The 18,162-nt window shown below is 38.8% G+C and carries 15 protein-coding genes and 1 riboswitch; of the genes, 9 read left to right on the forward strand and 6 right to left on the reverse strand.

Annotated features, from left to right (window positions below; translation table 11 throughout):
* The first annotated feature begins 171 nt into the window (after positions 1–171).
* The 5 genes from VEB00_11260 to VEB00_11280 all read left to right on the forward strand — a co-directional run bounded on the left by VEB00_11260 (position 172) and on the right by VEB00_11280 (position 7,940).
* On the forward strand, positions 172–1,647 hold the full coding sequence (locus tag VEB00_11260) for a YdiU family protein (GenBank protein HYF83590.1): 1,476 nt from the start codon (positions 172–174) through the stop codon (positions 1,645–1,647).
* 331 nt (positions 1,648–1,978) lie between these two features.
* Positions 1,979–2,947: a tRNA-dihydrouridine synthase family protein gene (locus VEB00_11265; GenBank protein ID HYF83591.1), complete on the forward strand. Its 969-nt coding sequence runs from the start codon at positions 1,979–1,981 to the stop codon at positions 2,945–2,947.
* A gap of 17 nt (positions 2,948–2,964) precedes the next feature.
* On the forward strand, positions 2,965–3,534 hold the full coding sequence (locus tag VEB00_11270) for a hypothetical protein (GenBank protein ID HYF83592.1): 570 nt from the start codon (positions 2,965–2,967) through the stop codon (positions 3,532–3,534).
* A gap of 264 nt (positions 3,535–3,798) precedes the next feature.
* Positions 3,799–6,252: an excinuclease ABC subunit UvrA gene (locus VEB00_11275; GenBank protein HYF83593.1), complete on the forward strand. Its 2,454-nt coding sequence runs from the start codon at positions 3,799–3,801 to the stop codon at positions 6,250–6,252.
* A gap of 83 nt (positions 6,253–6,335) precedes the next feature.
* Positions 6,336–7,940: a D-aminoacylase gene (locus tag VEB00_11280; GenBank protein ID HYF83594.1), complete on the forward strand. Its 1,605-nt coding sequence runs from the start codon at positions 6,336–6,338 to the stop codon at positions 7,938–7,940.
* 34 nt (positions 7,941–7,974) lie between these two features.
* On the opposite strand, the gene VEB00_11285 is transcribed toward VEB00_11280, so the two are convergent.
* The 4 genes from VEB00_11285 to VEB00_11300 form a co-directional block, all read right to left on the reverse strand.
* Entirely contained in the window at positions 7,975–8,784 is an 810-nt protein-coding gene (locus tag VEB00_11285; protein HYF83595.1) for a hypothetical protein, read from the reverse strand.
* Complete coding sequence (locus VEB00_11290; GenBank protein HYF83596.1) at positions 8,778–9,476, reverse strand: ABC transporter ATP-binding protein; 699 nt, start codon at positions 9,474–9,476, stop codon at positions 8,778–8,780. The genes VEB00_11285 and VEB00_11290 overlap by 7 nt, the downstream gene beginning before the upstream one ends.
* Positions 9,473–9,844 carry a GntR family transcriptional regulator gene (locus tag VEB00_11295; protein HYF83597.1) on the reverse strand — a complete coding sequence of 124 codons (372 nt, stop codon included), beginning with the start codon at positions 9,842–9,844 and terminating at the stop codon, positions 9,473–9,475. The genes VEB00_11290 and VEB00_11295 overlap by 4 nt, the downstream gene beginning before the upstream one ends.
* 244 nt (positions 9,845–10,088) lie before the next feature.
* Entirely contained in the window at positions 10,089–10,664 is a 576-nt protein-coding gene (locus VEB00_11300; protein ID HYF83598.1) for a xanthine phosphoribosyltransferase, read from the reverse strand.
* Positions 10,665–10,774: 110 nt separating this feature from the next.
* Positions 10,775–10,876: riboswitch (purine riboswitch) on the reverse strand.
* Positions 10,877–11,134: 258 nt separating this feature from the next.
* On the opposite strand from VEB00_11300, the gene VEB00_11305 reads away from it, so the two are divergent.
* Positions 11,135–11,683: a GNAT family protein gene (locus tag VEB00_11305; protein HYF83599.1), complete on the forward strand. Its 549-nt coding sequence runs from the start codon at positions 11,135–11,137 to the stop codon at positions 11,681–11,683.
* Between the two features lie 113 nt (positions 11,684–11,796).
* Here VEB00_11305 and VEB00_11310 read toward each other — a convergent pair whose 3' ends face one another.
* Positions 11,797–13,110 carry a DEAD/DEAH box helicase gene (locus tag VEB00_11310; GenBank protein HYF83600.1) on the reverse strand — a complete coding sequence of 438 codons (1,314 nt, stop codon included), beginning with the start codon at positions 13,108–13,110 and terminating at the stop codon, positions 11,797–11,799.
* Positions 13,111–13,370: 260 nt separating this feature from the next.
* On the opposite strand from VEB00_11310, the gene VEB00_11315 reads away from it, so the two are divergent.
* Positions 13,371–14,579: a PLP-dependent aminotransferase family protein gene (locus VEB00_11315; protein ID HYF83601.1), complete on the forward strand. Its 1,209-nt coding sequence runs from the start codon at positions 13,371–13,373 to the stop codon at positions 14,577–14,579.
* Positions 14,580–14,666: 87 nt separating this feature from the next.
* The gene (locus tag VEB00_11320; GenBank protein HYF83602.1) at positions 14,667–16,619 is read left to right on the forward strand and encodes a DNA topoisomerase 3; all 1,953 of its coding nucleotides are present in this window, start codon (positions 14,667–14,669) and stop codon (positions 16,617–16,619) included.
* Between the two features lie 83 nt (positions 16,620–16,702).
* Here VEB00_11320 and VEB00_11325 read toward each other — a convergent pair whose 3' ends face one another.
* Entirely contained in the window at positions 16,703–17,134 is a 432-nt protein-coding gene (locus tag VEB00_11325; protein ID HYF83603.1) for a hypothetical protein, read from the reverse strand.
* A 205-nt stretch (positions 17,135–17,339) separates the two neighbouring features.
* On the opposite strand from VEB00_11325, the gene VEB00_11330 reads away from it, so the two are divergent.
* Entirely contained in the window at positions 17,340–18,158 is an 819-nt protein-coding gene (locus tag VEB00_11330) for a TIM barrel protein (protein HYF83604.1), read from the forward strand.
* Positions 18,159–18,162: the final 4 nt, after the last annotated feature.

The raw sequence follows: 18,162 nt of genomic DNA on the forward strand, positions 1-18,162 counted from the left end.
CATCTTTGTGTGAAAAGGTATAATAAATTGGCAGAAGCAGACTCTAAAAAGGGCTGCATTGTGTTGGTATAGGAAGCAGATAACTTAAAATATCATAGAAAACCTATTCTTTTGTTTTATGTAAAAGAAAAAGCTAGGATATAAAAATATATAAGAAGAAAAGGAGAAACGATGACAGAGGAAAAAACAATAATAGAAACAGGATGGAACTTAGATAACAGTTATGCTCGTCTGCCCGAATTGTTTTTTACCAGCCTCAATGCAACCCCGGTACGCTCACCTAAGTTGATAATCCTCAATGAGACCCTGGCAACATCCCTGGGGTTGAAGGTTCAGGAACTGCAAAGCAATGATGGCGTTGCGGTATTTGCCGGCAACCAGGTTCCCGAAGGCGCTTTGCCGCTTGCTCAAGCTTACGCAGGGCATCAATTTGGACATTTTACGATGTTGGGCGATGGCCGGGCTCTGCTGCTTGGCGAGCAGATTACTCCCACAGGTGAGAGGTTTGATATTCAGCTCAAGGGGTCAGGCAGAACTCCGTACTCCCGCCGGGGTGACGGCAGGGCGGCACTTGGACCGATGCTGCGCGAATACATCATCAGCGAAGCAATGCATGCCCTTGGAATTCCTACCACCCGCAGCCTGGCAGTGGTAATAACCGGTGAGCCGGTATTCCGACAAGACGAGCAGCCTGGTGCAATTCTGACCCGCGTGGCCGCCAGCCATCTGCGCGTCGGCACTTTTCAATATGCTTCAGAATGGGGCACTGTTGAAGATCTCCGGGTCCTGGCTGATTATACACTGCAGCGGCATTTTTCAAACTTTGACGCTGCCCCGAACCGTTATCTTTTCCTGCTCGAGGAAGTAATCAAGCGTCAGGCTGGGTTGATTGCAAAATGGCAATTGGTTGGCTTTATTCACGGGGTGATGAATACCGACAACATGACCCTTAGTGGGGAGACCATTGATTATGGTCCTTGTGCTTTCATGGATGCCTTTGACCCTGCAACGGTATTCAGTTCCATTGACATACATGGACGCTATGCCTATGGCAATCAACCGAGTATTGCCGTGTGGAACCTCACAAGATTTGCTGAAACTCTATTGCCGCTGCTGCATGACAATCAGGAGCAGGCTATCAAACTGGCACAGGATGCGATTTCAGATTTTACTGAATTGTATCATTATAATTGGCTCGCGGGAATGCGAGCAAAACTGGGAATATTTAACGAAGAGCTGCAGGATGAATCCCTGATTGAAGGGCTCCTACGCATGATGCAGAAGTATCATGAGGACTATACCAATACCTTCCGCGCATTAACTTTTGATAAACGGTCGGATACGGTACTGTTTGACACCCCGGAATTTACTCAGTGGCATGCGCTATGGCAGGCGAGACTGGGCAGGCAGCAGGAGCCAAAAGCCTCCTCCTACGAGTTGATGCAAAACAGCAATCCTGCGCTAATTCCTCGCAACCATCGGGTAGAAGAAGCATTAGAAGCCGCAGTGAAGCAAGGAGACTATAGCGTGATGAAGCAGCTTCTTGATGTGCTTTCGAGACCCTATGCCCACTCCCCCGAACAGGCTGATTACTCCACACTGCCTGCGCCATCAACCTGCCCTTACCAAACATATTGCGGTACCTGATATAGAAGCATTGAATAAGTGCCAAGTACGACGTTTAAACGGTTACTAAGTGGCAAGTACTACCGTATGCTAACTGGAACACACCATCCACGTGGAGTGCCTTGCGTTGGTGGTTACATAATTGATATAATTATTAAGTTCCTAAACAAGAGATAAAGATGATAATTGGATTATCTTTAACTAGGTAAGATTATAGATTTAACTTAGCTATTGTTATGTTATTATAGTAATTGGCACATATTTATAATATGATAGCTATAACACACCATCCATTGTGAGGCCGTAGCGTTGGTGGTTAGGGAATAATTGAATCAAGGGAGCAATTTGATATATGAATTTTTATTTCGCACCTATGGAGGGTTTGACAGGGTACATTTATAGAAATGCCCATAATGTTTTTTTCAATAATATAGATAAGTATTTTTCTCCTTTTATTGTTCCAAATCAAAGTAAAAGTTTTAAAACTAAAGAATTAAATGATGTTTTGCCTGAAAATAATCAGGGGCTAGTTTTGATTCCACAATTACTGACCAATAATGCAAAAGATTTTATGCATACTTCAAAGAAAATTAAGCATCTGGGATATAATGAGATAAATTTAAATTTGGGATGTCCCTCCGGTACCGTAGTTTCAAAAAATAGAGGGGCTGGATTTCTTGCAAAAAAAGAAGAGCTTGATGTATTTTTAGAAGAAATTTTTTCTCAATCCATAACTAAAATCTCAATCAAAACCAGAATAGGCAAAGAACAGCCTGAAGAATTTTATGATTTAATACAGATATTTAACAAATACCCAATAGAAGAGCTTATCATTCACCCTAGGATTCAAAAAGATTTTTATAAAAATAAGCCTAATCTAGGAATTTTTAATGAAGCCTTGGTGATGAGTAAAAATCCTGTTTGCTATAATGGTGATATTTTTACAGTCAAAGATTGCAAGGAGTTTTCCGCTGATTTCCCTGGCGTAGATAAGCTAATGCTAGGCAGGGGGTTAATTGCCAATCCTGGATTGATAGGTGATATCAAAAACAATACTAAACTCGAAAAAGATTTACTGAAAGAGTTCCATGACAAAGTATATAGCGACTATAAAAGCATACTTTTCGGAGATCGGAATGTCTTGTTTAAAATGAAGGATCTATGGTTTTATATGATTTTGCTGTTTTCTAACAATGCAAAATATGCAAAGAGAATTAAGAAGTCAGAAAGATTATCTGATTATGACGAAGCTGTATCTAGCTTATTCAAGGAACAGGACGTTGTAGAAAACTACGAAAACAATCTTTTTAAAGTTCAGTAGGTTCATAGGAGGAATACATGGCTTGGAGTAAAGAGAAGCAGCTTCTGGAGAGCTTCCTTTGTCCTGCATTATATGGCAGAGTGGAGTACCTTGCAACCAGCTACCGTTATTTACCTGATAAAGCTGGACGGTGTTATATTACGGCAGATAAAAAGTACGTATTCAATATGAGTGATGAAACTACCTTGATCAGGTGGTATCAGACAGAGCAGGAAATAAAGAATAATCCGGATATTCTAGTTCCTATCAATAATGAAGAAATTGAAGCTATCAGAAAAGATATCAAGGGGACAGTCCCGGAGGATCGCCTAATAGTCATTGCAAGAAATAGAAAAATATCAGAACATGCAAAGGAGCTGTTGTCAGCACAGTCAGTATTAAGCAAATCGGATTTTAACGTTGTTGCCAACAAGTTTTTATCTATTTCTATAGAGGAAAGTTTAGAGAGCAATGATATCTTATTGAATGTGTTGGCTTTGGTGGACAGACGAGTCGGGAAAAAGAGGCTCTTGAACATGGCTGAGATGATGAAGCTAAAGCACCCGATTGTGCAGTATTTTTATACACTACGCCTTAGTACGCTATAATAACGGGTCTGCTTACTTATTGCTTGACCTTTGGAGCAGGACAACGGCAAGTCAGGATGAAATATTTGTCATATGCTAACCAGAACACGCCATCCATATGGAGTGTGTAGGGAGTAAAATATAAACTGAACCCCGCTACAGAGTTAAACTCAGTGGAGGGGTTTTGTTGTATAATTAAATTAGGTTCTGTATTAAATGTATTTTATGAGTAAATTAATCTTAATTAAGCATATCTGATTAAAAGTATTGAAATGAGGTAGTGAAGTGGACAACATCATTATTAAGGGTGCTAAAGAAGGAAATTTGAAGGATATCTCATTTGAGATACCTAGAAACAAACTTGTTGTTTTTACTGGTCTATCTGGCTCCGGAAAATCCACATTGGCTATTGACGTTATTTTTCAAGAATGTCAAAGACAGTATTTAGAGGCAATGGGACTTCAGGGGATTAATAAGCCTAAAATTGATTTTATTCGCAACTTGTCACCGGCAATCCTGATTACACAAAATGAGTATAGTAAAAACCCACGTTCATCCGTTGGCACAGTCACTGACATTTATACGGATCTTAGGATGATTTATGAAAAACTGAGTAAAAGAGTTTGTCCCAATTGCAGCAGGGAAATAATATCTTCGGAATGTAAAGAAGAAGTTGAGAAGTCAGAAGGTGATTTTAAAGTTTATATGTACTGCAAGCATTGCAATCATAGAATGGAAAAGATTACACGAACACACTTTTCTTACAATACCAGGGAGGGCGCCTGCAAGACATGTCAAGGGTTAGGAAAGGTCTTAAAGATAAACGAGAATAGTGTAATACACGAACATTTATCATTGGAAGCTGGAGCAATCGACTTTTGGGAACAAAAATATAAGGATTATCAAATCTCTTCACTATACAATGCTTTCAAGTATTATGGTATTCCAATTAAACCGGATACTCCAATATTAGGTTTTAACAAAGGCCAAAAATCAATACTTCTTTATGGTGTTGAAAGCGACGAAGTTAAGAAAGTATTTCCGGGTATTGTTCCTCCTAAAACAGTAGCAGCGGGCAGATTTGAAGGTATATTCCCTGTCCTTTGGAGGAGATTATCAGAAAAAGATGGTGAATCAAAGCAGCTGGATACTTATTTTGACTCTGATATTTGTGAGGATTGCAAGGGGGAAAGATTAAATGAGTTAAGCCGCAGTGTAACCGTACTGGACACTAGACTGACCGAATTGGTTTTTTTATCCTTAGAGGAGTTATATCAGTGGGTACTAAGGCTTGAAGACTTTGTCAGCGGTCCAACTGAACTTATGGTAGAACCATATTTGTTGGATTTGAAAACAAAGATTCAAAGAATCGTTAATGTTGGACTTGGTTATCTTTCTCTCGACAGGCAGACCATGACTTTGTCCGGCGGTGAAGCGCAAAGAATAAAACTAGCCGCAACTTTAGATTGTACTCTAACAGGGATTATCTACATAATGGATGAACCAACAATCGGTCTTCATCCAAAAGATACTACTGGAATTATAAATATACTAAAAGAATTAAGAGATATGGGAAACACGGTTATAGTCATTGAACATGACATAGATGTTATGCAAGAGGCTGACTATATTGTAGATATTGGTCCCGGTTCCGGCAAATATGGCGGAGAAATTATTGGGAAAGGGTCTTTAGAAGAACTTAAGAGACAAGATAATTCTGTTACAGGTTCCTACCTAAAGAGAATAATACAAAATCGTAAAGAGTTCCGCAAAGGAACGGGAGACATTATAGAAGTAAAAAATGCGAATTTATATAATTTAAAAAGTATTAATGTTGGATTTCCTGTTGGTTGCTTGATAAGTGTTACTGGAGTTTCTGGTTCCGGAAAGTCAACACTGGTATTTGAGGTACTGGCAAAACCAAGTTTAAAGAATCAAACAGACTGTAATAAGGTCTCCGGTACTGAGGGTTTTGATCGGATTATAACAGTCGAGCAATCTCCGCTTACTAGAATGAAACGCTCAAATGTGGCAACCAATTCTGGGGTTTATTCTGAAATAAGGAAAATTTTTGGTGAGTTAATGGATGCAAAAGATAAAGGATTAACCATTAAACACTTTTCCTTCAACACGTCAGGAGGACGTTGCGAGAATTGTGAAGGCCTTGGATATGTCACAAGCAGCATGTTATTTTTTAAGGATATAGAAGTGCCTTGCCCGATTTGCAGTGGAAATCAATTTAATGATGAGGTGCTATCTGTAAAGTACAAGGGATATTCTATTAAAGACATTCTAGGAATGTCTGTTGAAGATACGTTGGACATCTTCAATAATCATCCCAAAATTCTTAAGATCTTAAGGTTGCTTGTAGATGTAGGATTGGGTTATCTGGAGCTTGGACAAACATTGACTACTTTATCTGGCGGCGAGGGCCAGAGATTAAAGCTTGCGAAAGAATTAATCAATAACGAGGGTAAGAATAATCTTTATCTAATCGATGAACCGACAGCAGGATTGCATCCAATTGATGTAGAAAACTTTCTTGTGCTTCTAGATCGAATAGTAGATTCAGGAAGTACAGTAATTGTAGTAGAACATAATCAACAGGTTATAAAAGCTTCCGACTGGATAATAGACCTTGGGCCAGAAGGCGGAGTCAATGGGGGTAAGGTAATTGCCGTGGGAACTCCTGATAAGATAATACACAATAAAAATTCTGTAACAGGAAAATTTTTATAAATATAGGTATTGACCATGTTTATTTAGTATTATCAACACCATTGACATGAAGTGCGTGGCGTTGGTAGTGAGGAGTGATTGAATTGATTGATATTCTGATAAAAAATGGATTAATAGTTGATGGGACAGGCCGTGCTGCTTATGAAGCGGATATTGCAGTTAACGATGGAAGAATTGTTGATATTGGAAAGAATTTAAGCTATGAAGCCGGAGAGATTATTGATGCATCAGAGTTGGTAGTAGCTCCTGGATTTATTGACGTACATAGCCACAACGATCTGGTACCTTTTATGGATCAGCAAATTGGGAATTTGAAACTGCTGCAGGGTGTTACTACTGAGCTAGTTGGTCAATGTGGTTTAGGCGTTGTACCTTGTATGGAAGATGAAAGCAAAGTATGGAAGAATTATATCAGGGGTGTAGTGGGAGACCCAGGTATTAGATGGGAGTTCAGCGATTTAAATGAGTACTTTAATAGTATAAATTCAAGAGGATTAAAAAATAATTATGCAGCACTTATATCACATGGAGCAGTCAGGACATATGTAATGGGGTTTGATAACAGAATGCCCGATAGAGGCGAGCTTGAGGATATGTGCAAAATTGTTGATGCAGCAATGGAAGCAGGGGCTTTTGGCATGTCTTTGGGACTGCAATATATGCCGGCCATTTTCAGCTCAAGAGATGAACTTATAGAAATATGCAAGGTTGTGAAGAAATATAATGGGGTGGTTATGGTTCATCTTAGGAACCATGATAGCTCCATAGTCGATGCCTTGGACGAAATAATCGCTATTGCTGAAAGTTCAAAAGTAAGACTTCATATTTCTCATATGCGGTCTTATAATTCCAAGGAACTTGGATGTAGTGCTGAAGTACTTATTGAGCTTATAGAAAATGCAATTAAGAAGGGCATAAATATTACATTTGATGAACATCTATATCTTTCAGGAAGTACATTAATGACACAACTTTTACCTCCTTGGATTACAGAGGAGGGAAGTGATAATTTAATAGCTAAGCTAAAGGATAAAGAAGTATTAGGAAAAGTAAAGATTGAGCTTTCCAATAAGGAAACTCATTATAAAGGATGGGACAACTATAGTGCAATTAATGGCTGGGACGGAATACTTATAACCTCCGTAAAAACAGAAAAAAATAGAATTTATATTGGCAAAACTGTTGGGTCTATTGCTAAAAACTTAGAAATACATCCGGTAGATTTTGTTGCAAATCTATTAATAGAAGAACAAACCGGAGTAGGAATAGTGACTTTAAATGTATTTTCAGAGGAGGATACTATAAAGCTAATAAAGCATCCATTGCAAATGGTAGGCTCTGACAGTATACCTGCTGGTGTGCCGCATCCACGTTTGTATGGCAATTATCCGCTTTTCATAGGTAAATTTGTAAGAGAAAAAAAGGTTATTGGCTTGGAAACTGCTATTAATAAGTGCACATTACTGCCAGCAGCAACCTTGGGCATTCAGTATATAGGGGAACTATCAACAGGAAAAACAGCAGATATTACAATATTTAATTTTAATGAAATCACTGGCTTTGAGGATTATAACAATTCAACTTTACCACCTATTGGTATAAAGCATGTTATATTAAGGGGTAAAGTTGCTGTTAGAGACGAGAAACCATGTGTGGAGAGCTATGGAAGAGTGATTAAAAAGCTGTAAGGAAACAGTATCAATGCTTCCTTACAGCTTTCATTTACTCCAGATTCAGTTTTCTCTTCAAAATATAATTGGTTAATATGAAATACCCAGCGCTGATGGCTACGAAGTATAAGATAGAGACCAACAGAAAGTTATTAACTTGTAAAGCACTGGGAATGGAGTTAATTTCTATTCCAAAGGCAGCTTTATTCCAGAAAATGAAGCTTATTAACGTCATGAATACTTGTGAAATCGTCTTCAGTGCGATATACATACCGAAGGAGGCCAGCAGTTTATGCTTGTTGAAAAGGTGCCCCAATGCAATGGCTGCATAAATAGTCAATATAGTAGAAGCAATGGCCAATAAACCAAGGATGATGGCTTCAAAGCTCACTAGATAAGTGGATGCTCCAAAATATTGCCTGAACTGGTTAAAAACCATTGACAGTCCATTATAAAGCTCTATAGTGGAAATATCCTTTGAGGAAATGAACAAAATGGAGCATAAAGCAACACCACTGCTCACAACCGTCCAAAGCATTGAAACGGCTAACTTGCTGAGAATATGACTCCACGATTCAACCGGAAGAGTAAACATCAGATAGCCTTCGTCGCCCAAAAGGTTTTTATAGAATCGCTGTATCAGTACAATGAATGTCATCAACACCATACCTACCACCAAAGTTACATAAACAACCATACTGATGGTCATAGCAAGACTGCTAAAAGAAAATGATCTTTCACCTATATTGGGCACAGCAAAGAAGAACCGATTTATCGCCCCAAAGATCAGAATGGTAAGATAAAGAGGTAGAAACAGACGGGCTGTTGCCTTTACCTCATATTTTAAAAGTTTGCCTAACATTTGAAAACCTCCCTGAATAAAGCATCAACTGATTTTCCGTTTTCATCGCGGATTTCATCCACCGTTTTTGTGAGCACCACTTGACCATCCTTCAAAAAGATGATATCGTCAAGGATCTTCTCAATATCAGAAATCAGATGTGTCGAAATAATGATAGTTGCATTTTCCTGATAGTTGCCCAGTATGGTATCTAGAATATAGTCCCTGGCTGCCGGGTCCACACCACCGATGGGTTCATCAAGCAGATATAGCTGCGCCTCACGGCTCATTACTAGAATCAGCTGTACTTTTTCCTTTGTTCCCTTCGACAGTGTCTTTAATCGCTCAGAAGGGTTGATATTTAGTCTTTTCAACATGTCATAGGCCTTTTCTACATTGAAATCTGTGTAAAAATCCTGGAACATCTGAATAATCTCGGAAACCTTCATCCAGTCATTAAGATAGGTTTTCTCCGGTAAATAGGAAATAACTTTTTTTGTTTCGATTCCCGGTGTGTTTCCCGCTATTTGAAGTTCGCCGCTTGTTGACGTCAGAAGATCATTACAAAGCTTTATGAAGGTGCTTTTTCCACTGCCGTTAGGCCCAAGCAAGCCTACTATCCGACCTCTCTCTATGTTCAAGTTAATGTTACTCAAAGCCTTTTTATTACCAAAGCTTTTGCTTAAGTTCTTACATGTTAGAATGGAACTCATTTTTTCGCCTCCTCCAGCATTGTTGAAATTATGGAAAGGGTCTCTGTTTTGCCAAAGCCCAAGCTTTTCATTTTTTCAAGAAATTCCGATATTTGATCCTGAGCCAGTTTATGTTTTGCCTGTTGAATCATTTTAACATCCTCCGTTATAAATCTTCCAGTTGTGCGGTTGGTATAGAGCAGCCCATCTTCCTCTAATTTAGAGAGAGCCTTCTGCATGGTATTTGGGTTCACTGCAGCCTCCTGCGCCAACTCTCTGACTGAAGGAAGCTTTGAGCCTGGTGCAAATATCCCAGAGCAAATTTTGATCTGGATTTGCTCAATTAACTGCGAATAAATAGGTCGGTCTGATTTTAAATCCCAAGACACACGATCACTCCTTTCTGAAACACGTCATTGTATTATTGTATTAAGTGCTTAATACAATAATACAATGGTAAATTTAGATTGTCAATAGATTTTGAAGATTTTGGAGTTAAGATCTTCATGGGAGGTAGCAGCTTATACAATAAAATCCCCTGTTATTTAAATAATAACAGAGGATTTTTGTTACACAAATAAGTTCTAAAGTGGTGTATCTGGCGTCATGGATTCGCGTAAATGTTATAAATAATTAATTATTTCTGAAAGTTATTTCATCTTCTTCCAGAGAATCTATAATAGCTAATGATTCGATATTTATGCCAGCTTCTCTTAACAAGCTTCCACCCTTTTGGAATCCTTTTTCTATAACAATCCCGACTCCCACTAAATTTGCATTAGCAGCATCAACAATTTCCTTTAGGCCTAAGATTGCTTGGCCATTAGCTAAAAAGTCGTCAATAATTAAGATGTTGTCATCTTTACTAATATATCTTTTTGAAACTCGTATTTTATAATGCTGAGCTTTAGTGTAAGAGTAAACACTACCTTCATAGACCTCTTTATCTAAATTTTTCGATTCAGTTTTTTTTGCGAAGACAACAGGTACATTGAAGTATTGAGCTGCAATAACTGCGATTGCAATACCGGATGCCTCTAATGTTAGTATTTTGGTAACATTTTCATCTTGGAATCTTTTTTTAAACTCTTTTCCTATCTCATTTAACAATTCAATATCAATCTGGTGGTTTAAAAAACTATCTACCTTTAATATATTCCCTTCTAATTTTCTACCTTCTTTTAATATCTTTTCCCTTAAAAGCTGCATAATATCCCTCATTTCTTCCTAAATATTAAATAACAAAAAAACCTGCAGAGATTATCTACAGGTTCATAAAATTCAAATATTATACTAGTATAAAAGTACTACTTAAGTATAAATCTAAATTAATTCCCCGTAGTCAGACTGTTTACGGTAGTCTGGTAGAAACTTATGGACCATATCTCCATGATTATACGAGCTTCGATTAATTTTTCAAAAGTATAGTTTATTGTAACTTATGTAATATTAAAAATCAAGTTAAAAAAGCATACGGAAAACAATGATACGTTATTTGTCTATATTCTTCAGGGTTGCAGCGATGCAACTCATTCATAGTTGCAGTATCATCGAACTGGTCGGCAAGGTGGGAACTACTTTCCCTTTGTGTTGCCAATATTAATATTATCTAGTAAAATGTAAGTGTTTACAATGCGCAAAAGTTTTTACATGCTGTCTGTTAAAGGAGGTAATGGGGTTTGGATAACAACACTAATAACGCTGTTCCATATATTGAGACAGAACGTTTGAGATTAAGGAAATTTAAAATTGAAGATTCAGCAGAGTATTTAAAATATCATAACATTAAAGAGTCTCTTACATTTTATGATTGGAAGCCGGATACTTTAGCTGATGCACAACAAGACATCAGACTGATGATAAGCGATTATGATGAAATGAGCCGTATCCAATGGGCGATTACCAATAAGGAAAACAATACTTTAATCGGTGATTGTGGAGTTCTTATTGATACTTTTGGACTAAAAGGCGAAATCAATTATATACTCTCAAAAGACTATTGGGGATTGGGGCTAATGGCAGAAGCTCTAAATTCTGTTATTTCATACTGCTTTAATGAAACAAAAATTTTACGGATACAGGCACTTACTCGACCGGATAATGACTCTTCCAGCAGGCTTCTAAAGCGGCTTGGATTTTCATTGGAAGGCCTATTGAGCAAGTATGGATATAGTCTTGTAACGAATCAGCCTGTTGATCTTAATATGTGGTCGTTACTAAAGGATTAATAGAAAAGAATATAATAATCCCCTGCTTATAGTAATATAGCAGGGGATTATTTTTATTTGTGCTTAATTCCATAAAAGCATAAATCACATTAACTATCCGAAACTTGGTACCCTTACTTGCCCAATATGCGCTGCAGTACACGCTGAAGGAATGGTTCCTTAGTTATGGAAGCTTGACTCTGCTCGGGCTCTGCGGGAGCTTTGACATGGGCTGCAGCGACTTCCACGTTATGTGGGGGTACGGGCTTGGGAATTGTATTGATTGGTTTTACCTGCTCGATTGGTCGACTTTTGTGCGCATTGACAACAGCCTCCGAGGGCAATTCCGCCTCGGCAATCATAGCACCGATATGCTCTTCTATCGCATAAAGGCTCATGATGTCTTCGCCTGTAACTAAAGTAATGGCGCGGCCGGCCTTCCCGGCTCTGCCGGTACGTCCGATTCTGTGTACGTAGCTGTCCTTCTCCATAGGGACATCATAATTAATCACCAGAGATAAATCATCAATGTGAATACCGCGGGCAGCAACATCTGTGGCTACCAGCAAACGGCACTCTCCCTGCTTAAATTGCTGTATAGTCTTCAGCCGCCTGCCTTGGGGGATGTCCCCGTGCAGCGCCTGAGAAGCATAACCCTTTCGGGATAAAAAGGTTTGAACCTTATCAACAGCGATTTTTGTGTTGCAGAAAATCATACAGCTTTCCGGCTGCTCAACCTGAAGCAGGCGATTCAACTGTATGTTCTTTTCGTTATGATTCACACGGTAGTACACTTGTTGAGTTGTATCCACTGTCATGGTCTGCGATTCAATCTCAATAGTTACTGGTTGCTTCATATACTCCCTGCAAATCTTACGGATTTCAGCAGGTATGGTGGCTGAAAAAAGGAGGGTCACCCTATCTTTGGGGAGACTTTTGACAATTCTCACCACCTGATCATAAAAACCCATGTCCAGCATCCTGTCCGCTTCATCGAGCACTAAAAAGCGTACATGTTTGGTTTCAAGATTTCCATGACGAATGTGATCATATACTCTGCCGGGTGTTCCAGTAACAATGGAAACGCCCTTTTTAAGAGCTTGGATTTCAACGTTCATATTGTGCTGTCCGTATACAGCTGTTGTCTTGTGTGGAAGATGCTTTGCCATCTGTTTGAGATCACTGTCTATCTGTACCGCCAGTTCGCGCGTCGGTGTGAGAATCAGGCCTTGAGGTCCTGCCGCAGCCTGATCAGTCATTTGCAGCATGGAAATGCCAAAAACAGCAGTTTTGCCGCTGCCCGTTTTAGACATGACAATCAGATCTTCCTTATTCAGAATATGAGGAATTGCCTTGCTCTGCACCTCTGTAGGTTCCTCAAAGCCCATCTCTTCTATGGCCTTTAAAATGAGAGGCGAAATGCCCAGGTCATTAAAACTATTTTTCATAATTATCTTCTTTCATTATTACGAGATGCTTTAATTATATCATTTTCTTCTAATTTGTTCTATATGATAGAAGAAGGGACCGGCTAAAGGCTCAGAATATTGCTAACCTTTGTCAAAAAGAATATAATGGAGGTAATGCTTTAACTTGATGCTGCAGGTCGTTGACAGTTTTTTTTATAAAATGAAAAACAAACCCCAAACAGTCCGAATTTTGTGTATAATTTATATAAGTGACAAATTTTTATAAGCGAGGTAGCACTATGTCAAAGTTTGCACAACGTATGACAACAATGGAGAAATCGGCAACAATTATCCGAAACTTATTCGGTGCCATGAATGATCCGGAAATCATCTCTTTTGGCGGCGGTGCCCCGGCCAAAGAAGCGCTTCCCATTGATATTGTCCGTGAAATTACAAATGAAATTATGAGAGTTGACAAAAGGGGTGTGGAAGCCCTTCAATACGGTGGCGTCATGGGTTTGGCAGATCTTCGTGAAGTCGTTGTTAATGAATTGCTGGCACCTAAGGGAGTTAAAGGAAAAGTTGATAACGTTTTGATTACCAATGGTGGTTTGGAACCGATGAACTTAATCTGCCAGTTATATATTGAGCCTGGTGATGTGATTTTAGTTGAATCACCTACCTTCGTTCATTCTGTAGAAATATTTGAAATGTTCCAGGCAAAATGCATCGCTGTAGACATGGATGACAACGGTATGGTTCCGGAAGATTTGGAAGTAAAGATCAAAGAATACAAACCTAAAATGGTTTATGTTATTCCCACTTTCCAGAATCCCACAGGCAGAACCCTGTCTCTGGACAGAAGGCAAAAGATCGCTGAATTGGGCAGCAAATACGATATTGTAATTTTGGAAGATGATCCATATCGTGATATTCGCTACAGCGGAAGCGATCTGCTGCCGATTAAAGCGTTTGATAAAACCGGCCATACAATTTTAGCAAACAGTTTCTCCAAGATATTCTCACCGGGCAGCAGGCTTGGCTATATCCTTGCCAATGATGAAGTGACGGCAAAATTGTTTGATGCCAAGACGGCAACAAATTCCCATACATCTATGCTGCCGCAGATAATCTGTGCAGAATTCTTTAAACGAGGATACTATCCAGCTCATCATAAGATGATTTGTGACTTGTACCGTGAAAGAAGAAATGTCATGATCGACTCTATTGACAAGTTCTTTCCTAAAGGAACTAAGAGGACCTTCCCGGATGGAGGCCTGTTCACATGGGCAGAATTGCCGGGCGGCATTAATACCACTGAGCTGCTGGCTGAATCCACCAAGAATCCGGACGTTAAGGTTGCTTATGTAGCCGGCGAGAGCTTCTTCACAGAAGGCGGCGGCATGGGCAATAACTGCATGAGAGTTAGCTTCGGTGGTGTTGTTCCTGAAAAAATCAGAATAGGCATCGAAAGATTAGGCAACTTGATTTGCTCTAAACTTACATAGAAATTGATATTTTACCAACCTTCTGTTATTATGATATAAGCATTATAATAGAAGGTTTTTTGCATTTTATTTATAAAGGGTGAGATTTTGAGCAAGCAATTATACATAACTGAAAAACCGTCTGTCGCTGCCAGTTTTGCAAGTGCGCTGGGCGTGCAGATTTCAGCAGCAGATAGAGGCAGGGGTTATGCTGAAACAGCAAATACCATAATATCCTGGTGCTTTGGGCATCTTGTGACAATGGCATATCCCGATGTCTACAATCCGGAGTATAAGTCCTGGCGGGTGGAGCATCTGCCAATCATTCCCAAGGAATATAAATATATTGTAATAGATAACAAAGGAACTGTGAAGCAGTACGAAGTAATAAGATCTCTGATGTGCAGGAAAGATGTAGATATGATTTATGCTTGCACCGACAGCGGGCGTGAGGGTGAGTATATTTTTCGATTGGTCTACAATCAAAGTGGGTCGGACAAGCCTGCAAAAAGAGTCTGGATTTCTTCTCAGACTGAAGATGCAGTTAAGAAGGGAATCAGCGAAGCAAAGAGCATCAATGAGTACGATTCTCTTGCAAAAGCCGCCTATTGCAGGGCAAAAGAGGATTGGCTCTTTGGCATGAATTTCAGCAGAATGTATACCTGCCAATACGGCAAGAAATTATCAGCTTTATTAAAAGAGGATAAATCCTCAGTCATCCCTATCGGCAGAGTAATGACATGCGTATTAGGCTTGATTGTAGACAGGGAGTTGGAAATCAGAAATTTTGTGCCAAAGCCTTATTATGGAGTTATGGCTAGCTTTCTTTCAAAAGACAGCGGTATCCCCTATAAAGGCAGATGGCAGCAAAAGAAAAAAGAAGATAAAAATCCGGCTGATGATCCGGAGAATGAAGATAAATATATCAGCAAAGAGGAAGCGGAAGAAATCATTAAAAAGCTGGAAGGCAGTGAGGCTGCGGTCAAAAAGGTTGAGGTGAAGGTAAAGAAGGAGCAAGCCCCTTTACTTTTTAATCTTGCCGAGCTGCAGTCGGAGGCGAATAAGAAATTTAAGCTTCCCGTAAATCGAACGTTGGAAATTGCTCAAGGACTCTATGAGAAGAAGATGATATCCTATCCCAGAACTGACAGCAGAGTGCTTTCCACCGACGTTATACCAGAGCTGCCGAAGGTTCTCAATGGTTTATATGGCAATACTGATTTTAAGGAATTTATTTCAAGGATTAAGGAATTTGGAAAGCTTGGAATTGATAAGAGTACTAAGCGATATGTGGATGACAGCAAGGTCACAGACCATTACGCCATCATCCCAACCTATGTTACAACTGAGCTGTCCAAGTTGGATGCAGACACAAGGAATATTTATAATCTGATTGTTAAAAGGTTTCTTGCCATTTTTTATCCTCCGGCAGAGTATAATACTGTCAGGGTGGAGACGTCCGTTGGCACAGAAATTTTTGTGACCAATTCAAAAACCTTGAATGTACAGGGCTGGAAGGAAGTTTATGATATCACTTCTTCAAAAAAAGAAGAAGAACTGTCCGATTCCCCTATTCAAAAGCTAATCAAGAAAGAGAAGTGCGATGTGACTAAGTTTGATTTGGAGGAGAAGGAAACTAAGCCTCCATCTCGATTTACCGATGGTTCATTGATCATTACAATGGAAAAAGCGGGAAAGTATATCGAAAATGAGGAACTCAGGGAGCAGTTGAAAACGTGTGGTATCGGTACTTCCGCCACCCGCTCGGGAATCATTAAAAAGCTGGTCGATATAGGACATATTAAAATTAACGATAAGACCCAAATCGTGACCCCGGAGCCAAAAGGGGAGGCTATTGTGGAACTGGTTCGCCTTACAGCAAAGGAACTATTGAATCCAACCCTCACTGCCAGTTGGGAGAAGGGTCTGTTCATGATAGAGAACCATGAGACAACAGCCGAGGTTTTCGAGGAGAAATTGACACAATATATAACAAAAACCATTGGAAAGGTAAAAAGCACGGGAGACGCGCAGCAATTTAACTTCAAATCCAAAGTTTAAGCACCCTGCTGTAATATTTTCAGCAGGGTGCTTATTAATAAGTATCTAAGTGCAATGTATTGGAGTATTCTTCCATATCACTATCAGAAGGAATGAATTTGACCGTTTTTAGTAAAAGGAAACAGCTTCAGCTTAACAAGCATATATAATGCTATTGAACTTTCAAGTAAACCTATAAGAAAGAAAATAACATGTAAAATATTAATCGCATGCAATATATAGCATTGTATCAGAATCCAGCCCATCAATATGCAGCCTGCGCCGCCGCTAATATATGCATGAAACCTTAGTCTGCGTTTCACAAATATAAATGAAACTAGATGCCCTATGCCTATCGCAAAGAACAAAAATAAGCCTGGAATCAGGAAACTAGTAAAAGGGCCTGTTTTCAACATATCAGTTGATGCCCCGAATGAAATCCCAGTAGGATCAGATAGAGCCAAACTGCCTCCCAACAATGCCCCTACTCCAACGAAGCAAAGAACAGCTGATTGAATCCTATACAGCTTCTTCAAATTAAATCACTTCTTTCATTTAACTATTGATACCATTATATAACAGATATGGATAACTTCAAAGAAGCATATATTGAACAAATTTTATTCTGAAAAGGTAAATATAAAAAGTAGATTAAGTATTATAATTTGTATACAATAAATTCAGGAGAGTTATAACTAGTTGTATATATAATTACTGTTTGAAAGTGTAAGGATAATAAATATGGACAAACTATTATTTGGAATATCAGGCTTGCCAATAGACAGTGGGTTAAAAAAGATAAACTATGCTTCTGGCATTGACTATATAAAATCAATAGGGCTTGATGCAATGGAGCTTCTTTTTGTGAGAAGCGTCAATGTGACAGATAAAAATAAGAATATAATATTAAAAACTAAGTTAGACAATGATTTTTATCTGTCGGCTCATGGGTCGCATTATATAAATTTAAATGCAGATGAATATGAAAAGCAAGGACAATCAATGAAAAGAATAACAGATGCAATGGAAGGATTGTCAAAGGTTAAGGGGAAGAGTTTAATATTTCATCCGGGTTTCTATTTAAAGGATTCAAAGGAGACGGCTTATGATACTATAAAAGAAAACCTGCTAAAGCTTCCATATAAGGAAATAGATTATAGGCTTGAAACCACAGGAAAAAGAACTCAGTTTGGAACCCTTGAGGAACTAGTTTCTCTCTGTAAAGAAGTAAGTTCCTGTAAGTTATGTATTGACTTTTCTCATATACATGCAAGACAAAACGGCAGTTTAAAAGGTTATGATGATTTTGCAAAAATACTGCAATACGTGCTGGATAAACTGGGCAGGTCTGCTCTAGACGATTTACATATTCACATAGGTGGGATAAATTATAATGAAAAAGGCGAGAAAAACCATCTTCCCCTATTAGAGAGTGATTTCAATTATGCAGCGTGTTTAAAAGCTATAAAGGATTTTGGAGTCAAGGGATGTGTAATTTCAGAGGGACCGCTGGTAGAGAAAGATGCATTGTTATTGAAGAATACTTTTGAACGATTATAAATAT

The sequence above is a fragment of the Clostridia bacterium genome (genome assembly GCA_035628995.1).
GTDB lineage: Bacteria > Bacillota > Clostridia > Lutisporales > Lutisporaceae > BRH-c25.

What these genes read in the sequence shown, in the direction of transcription:
- VEB00_11260 (HYF83590.1), top strand. Translation starts at nt 172, where the DNA reads ATGACAGAGGAAAAAACAATAATAGAAACAGGATGGAACTTAGATAAC.
- VEB00_11265 (HYF83591.1), top strand. Translation starts at nt 1,979, where the DNA reads ATGAATTTTTATTTCGCACCTATGGAGGGTTTGACAGGGTACATTTAT.
- VEB00_11270 (HYF83592.1), top strand. Translation starts at nt 2,965, where the DNA reads ATGGCTTGGAGTAAAGAGAAGCAGCTTCTGGAGAGCTTCCTTTGTCCT.
- VEB00_11285 (HYF83595.1), bottom strand. Translation starts at nt 8,784, where the DNA reads ATGTTAGGCAAACTTTTAAAATATGAGGTAAAGGCAACAGCCCGTCTG.
- VEB00_11290 (HYF83596.1), bottom strand. Translation starts at nt 9,476, where the DNA reads ATGAGTTCCATTCTAACATGTAAGAACTTAAGCAAAAGCTTTGGTAAT.
- VEB00_11300 (HYF83598.1), bottom strand. Translation starts at nt 10,664, where the DNA reads ATGCAGCTTTTAAGGGAAAAGATATTAAAAGAAGGTAGAAAATTAGAA.
- VEB00_11310 (HYF83600.1), bottom strand. Translation starts at nt 13,110, where the DNA reads ATGAAAAATAGTTTTAATGACCTGGGCATTTCGCCTCTCATTTTAAAG.
- VEB00_11315 (HYF83601.1), top strand. Translation starts at nt 13,371, where the DNA reads ATGTCAAAGTTTGCACAACGTATGACAACAATGGAGAAATCGGCAACA.
- VEB00_11330 (HYF83604.1), top strand. Translation starts at nt 17,340, where the DNA reads ATGGACAAACTATTATTTGGAATATCAGGCTTGCCAATAGACAGTGGG.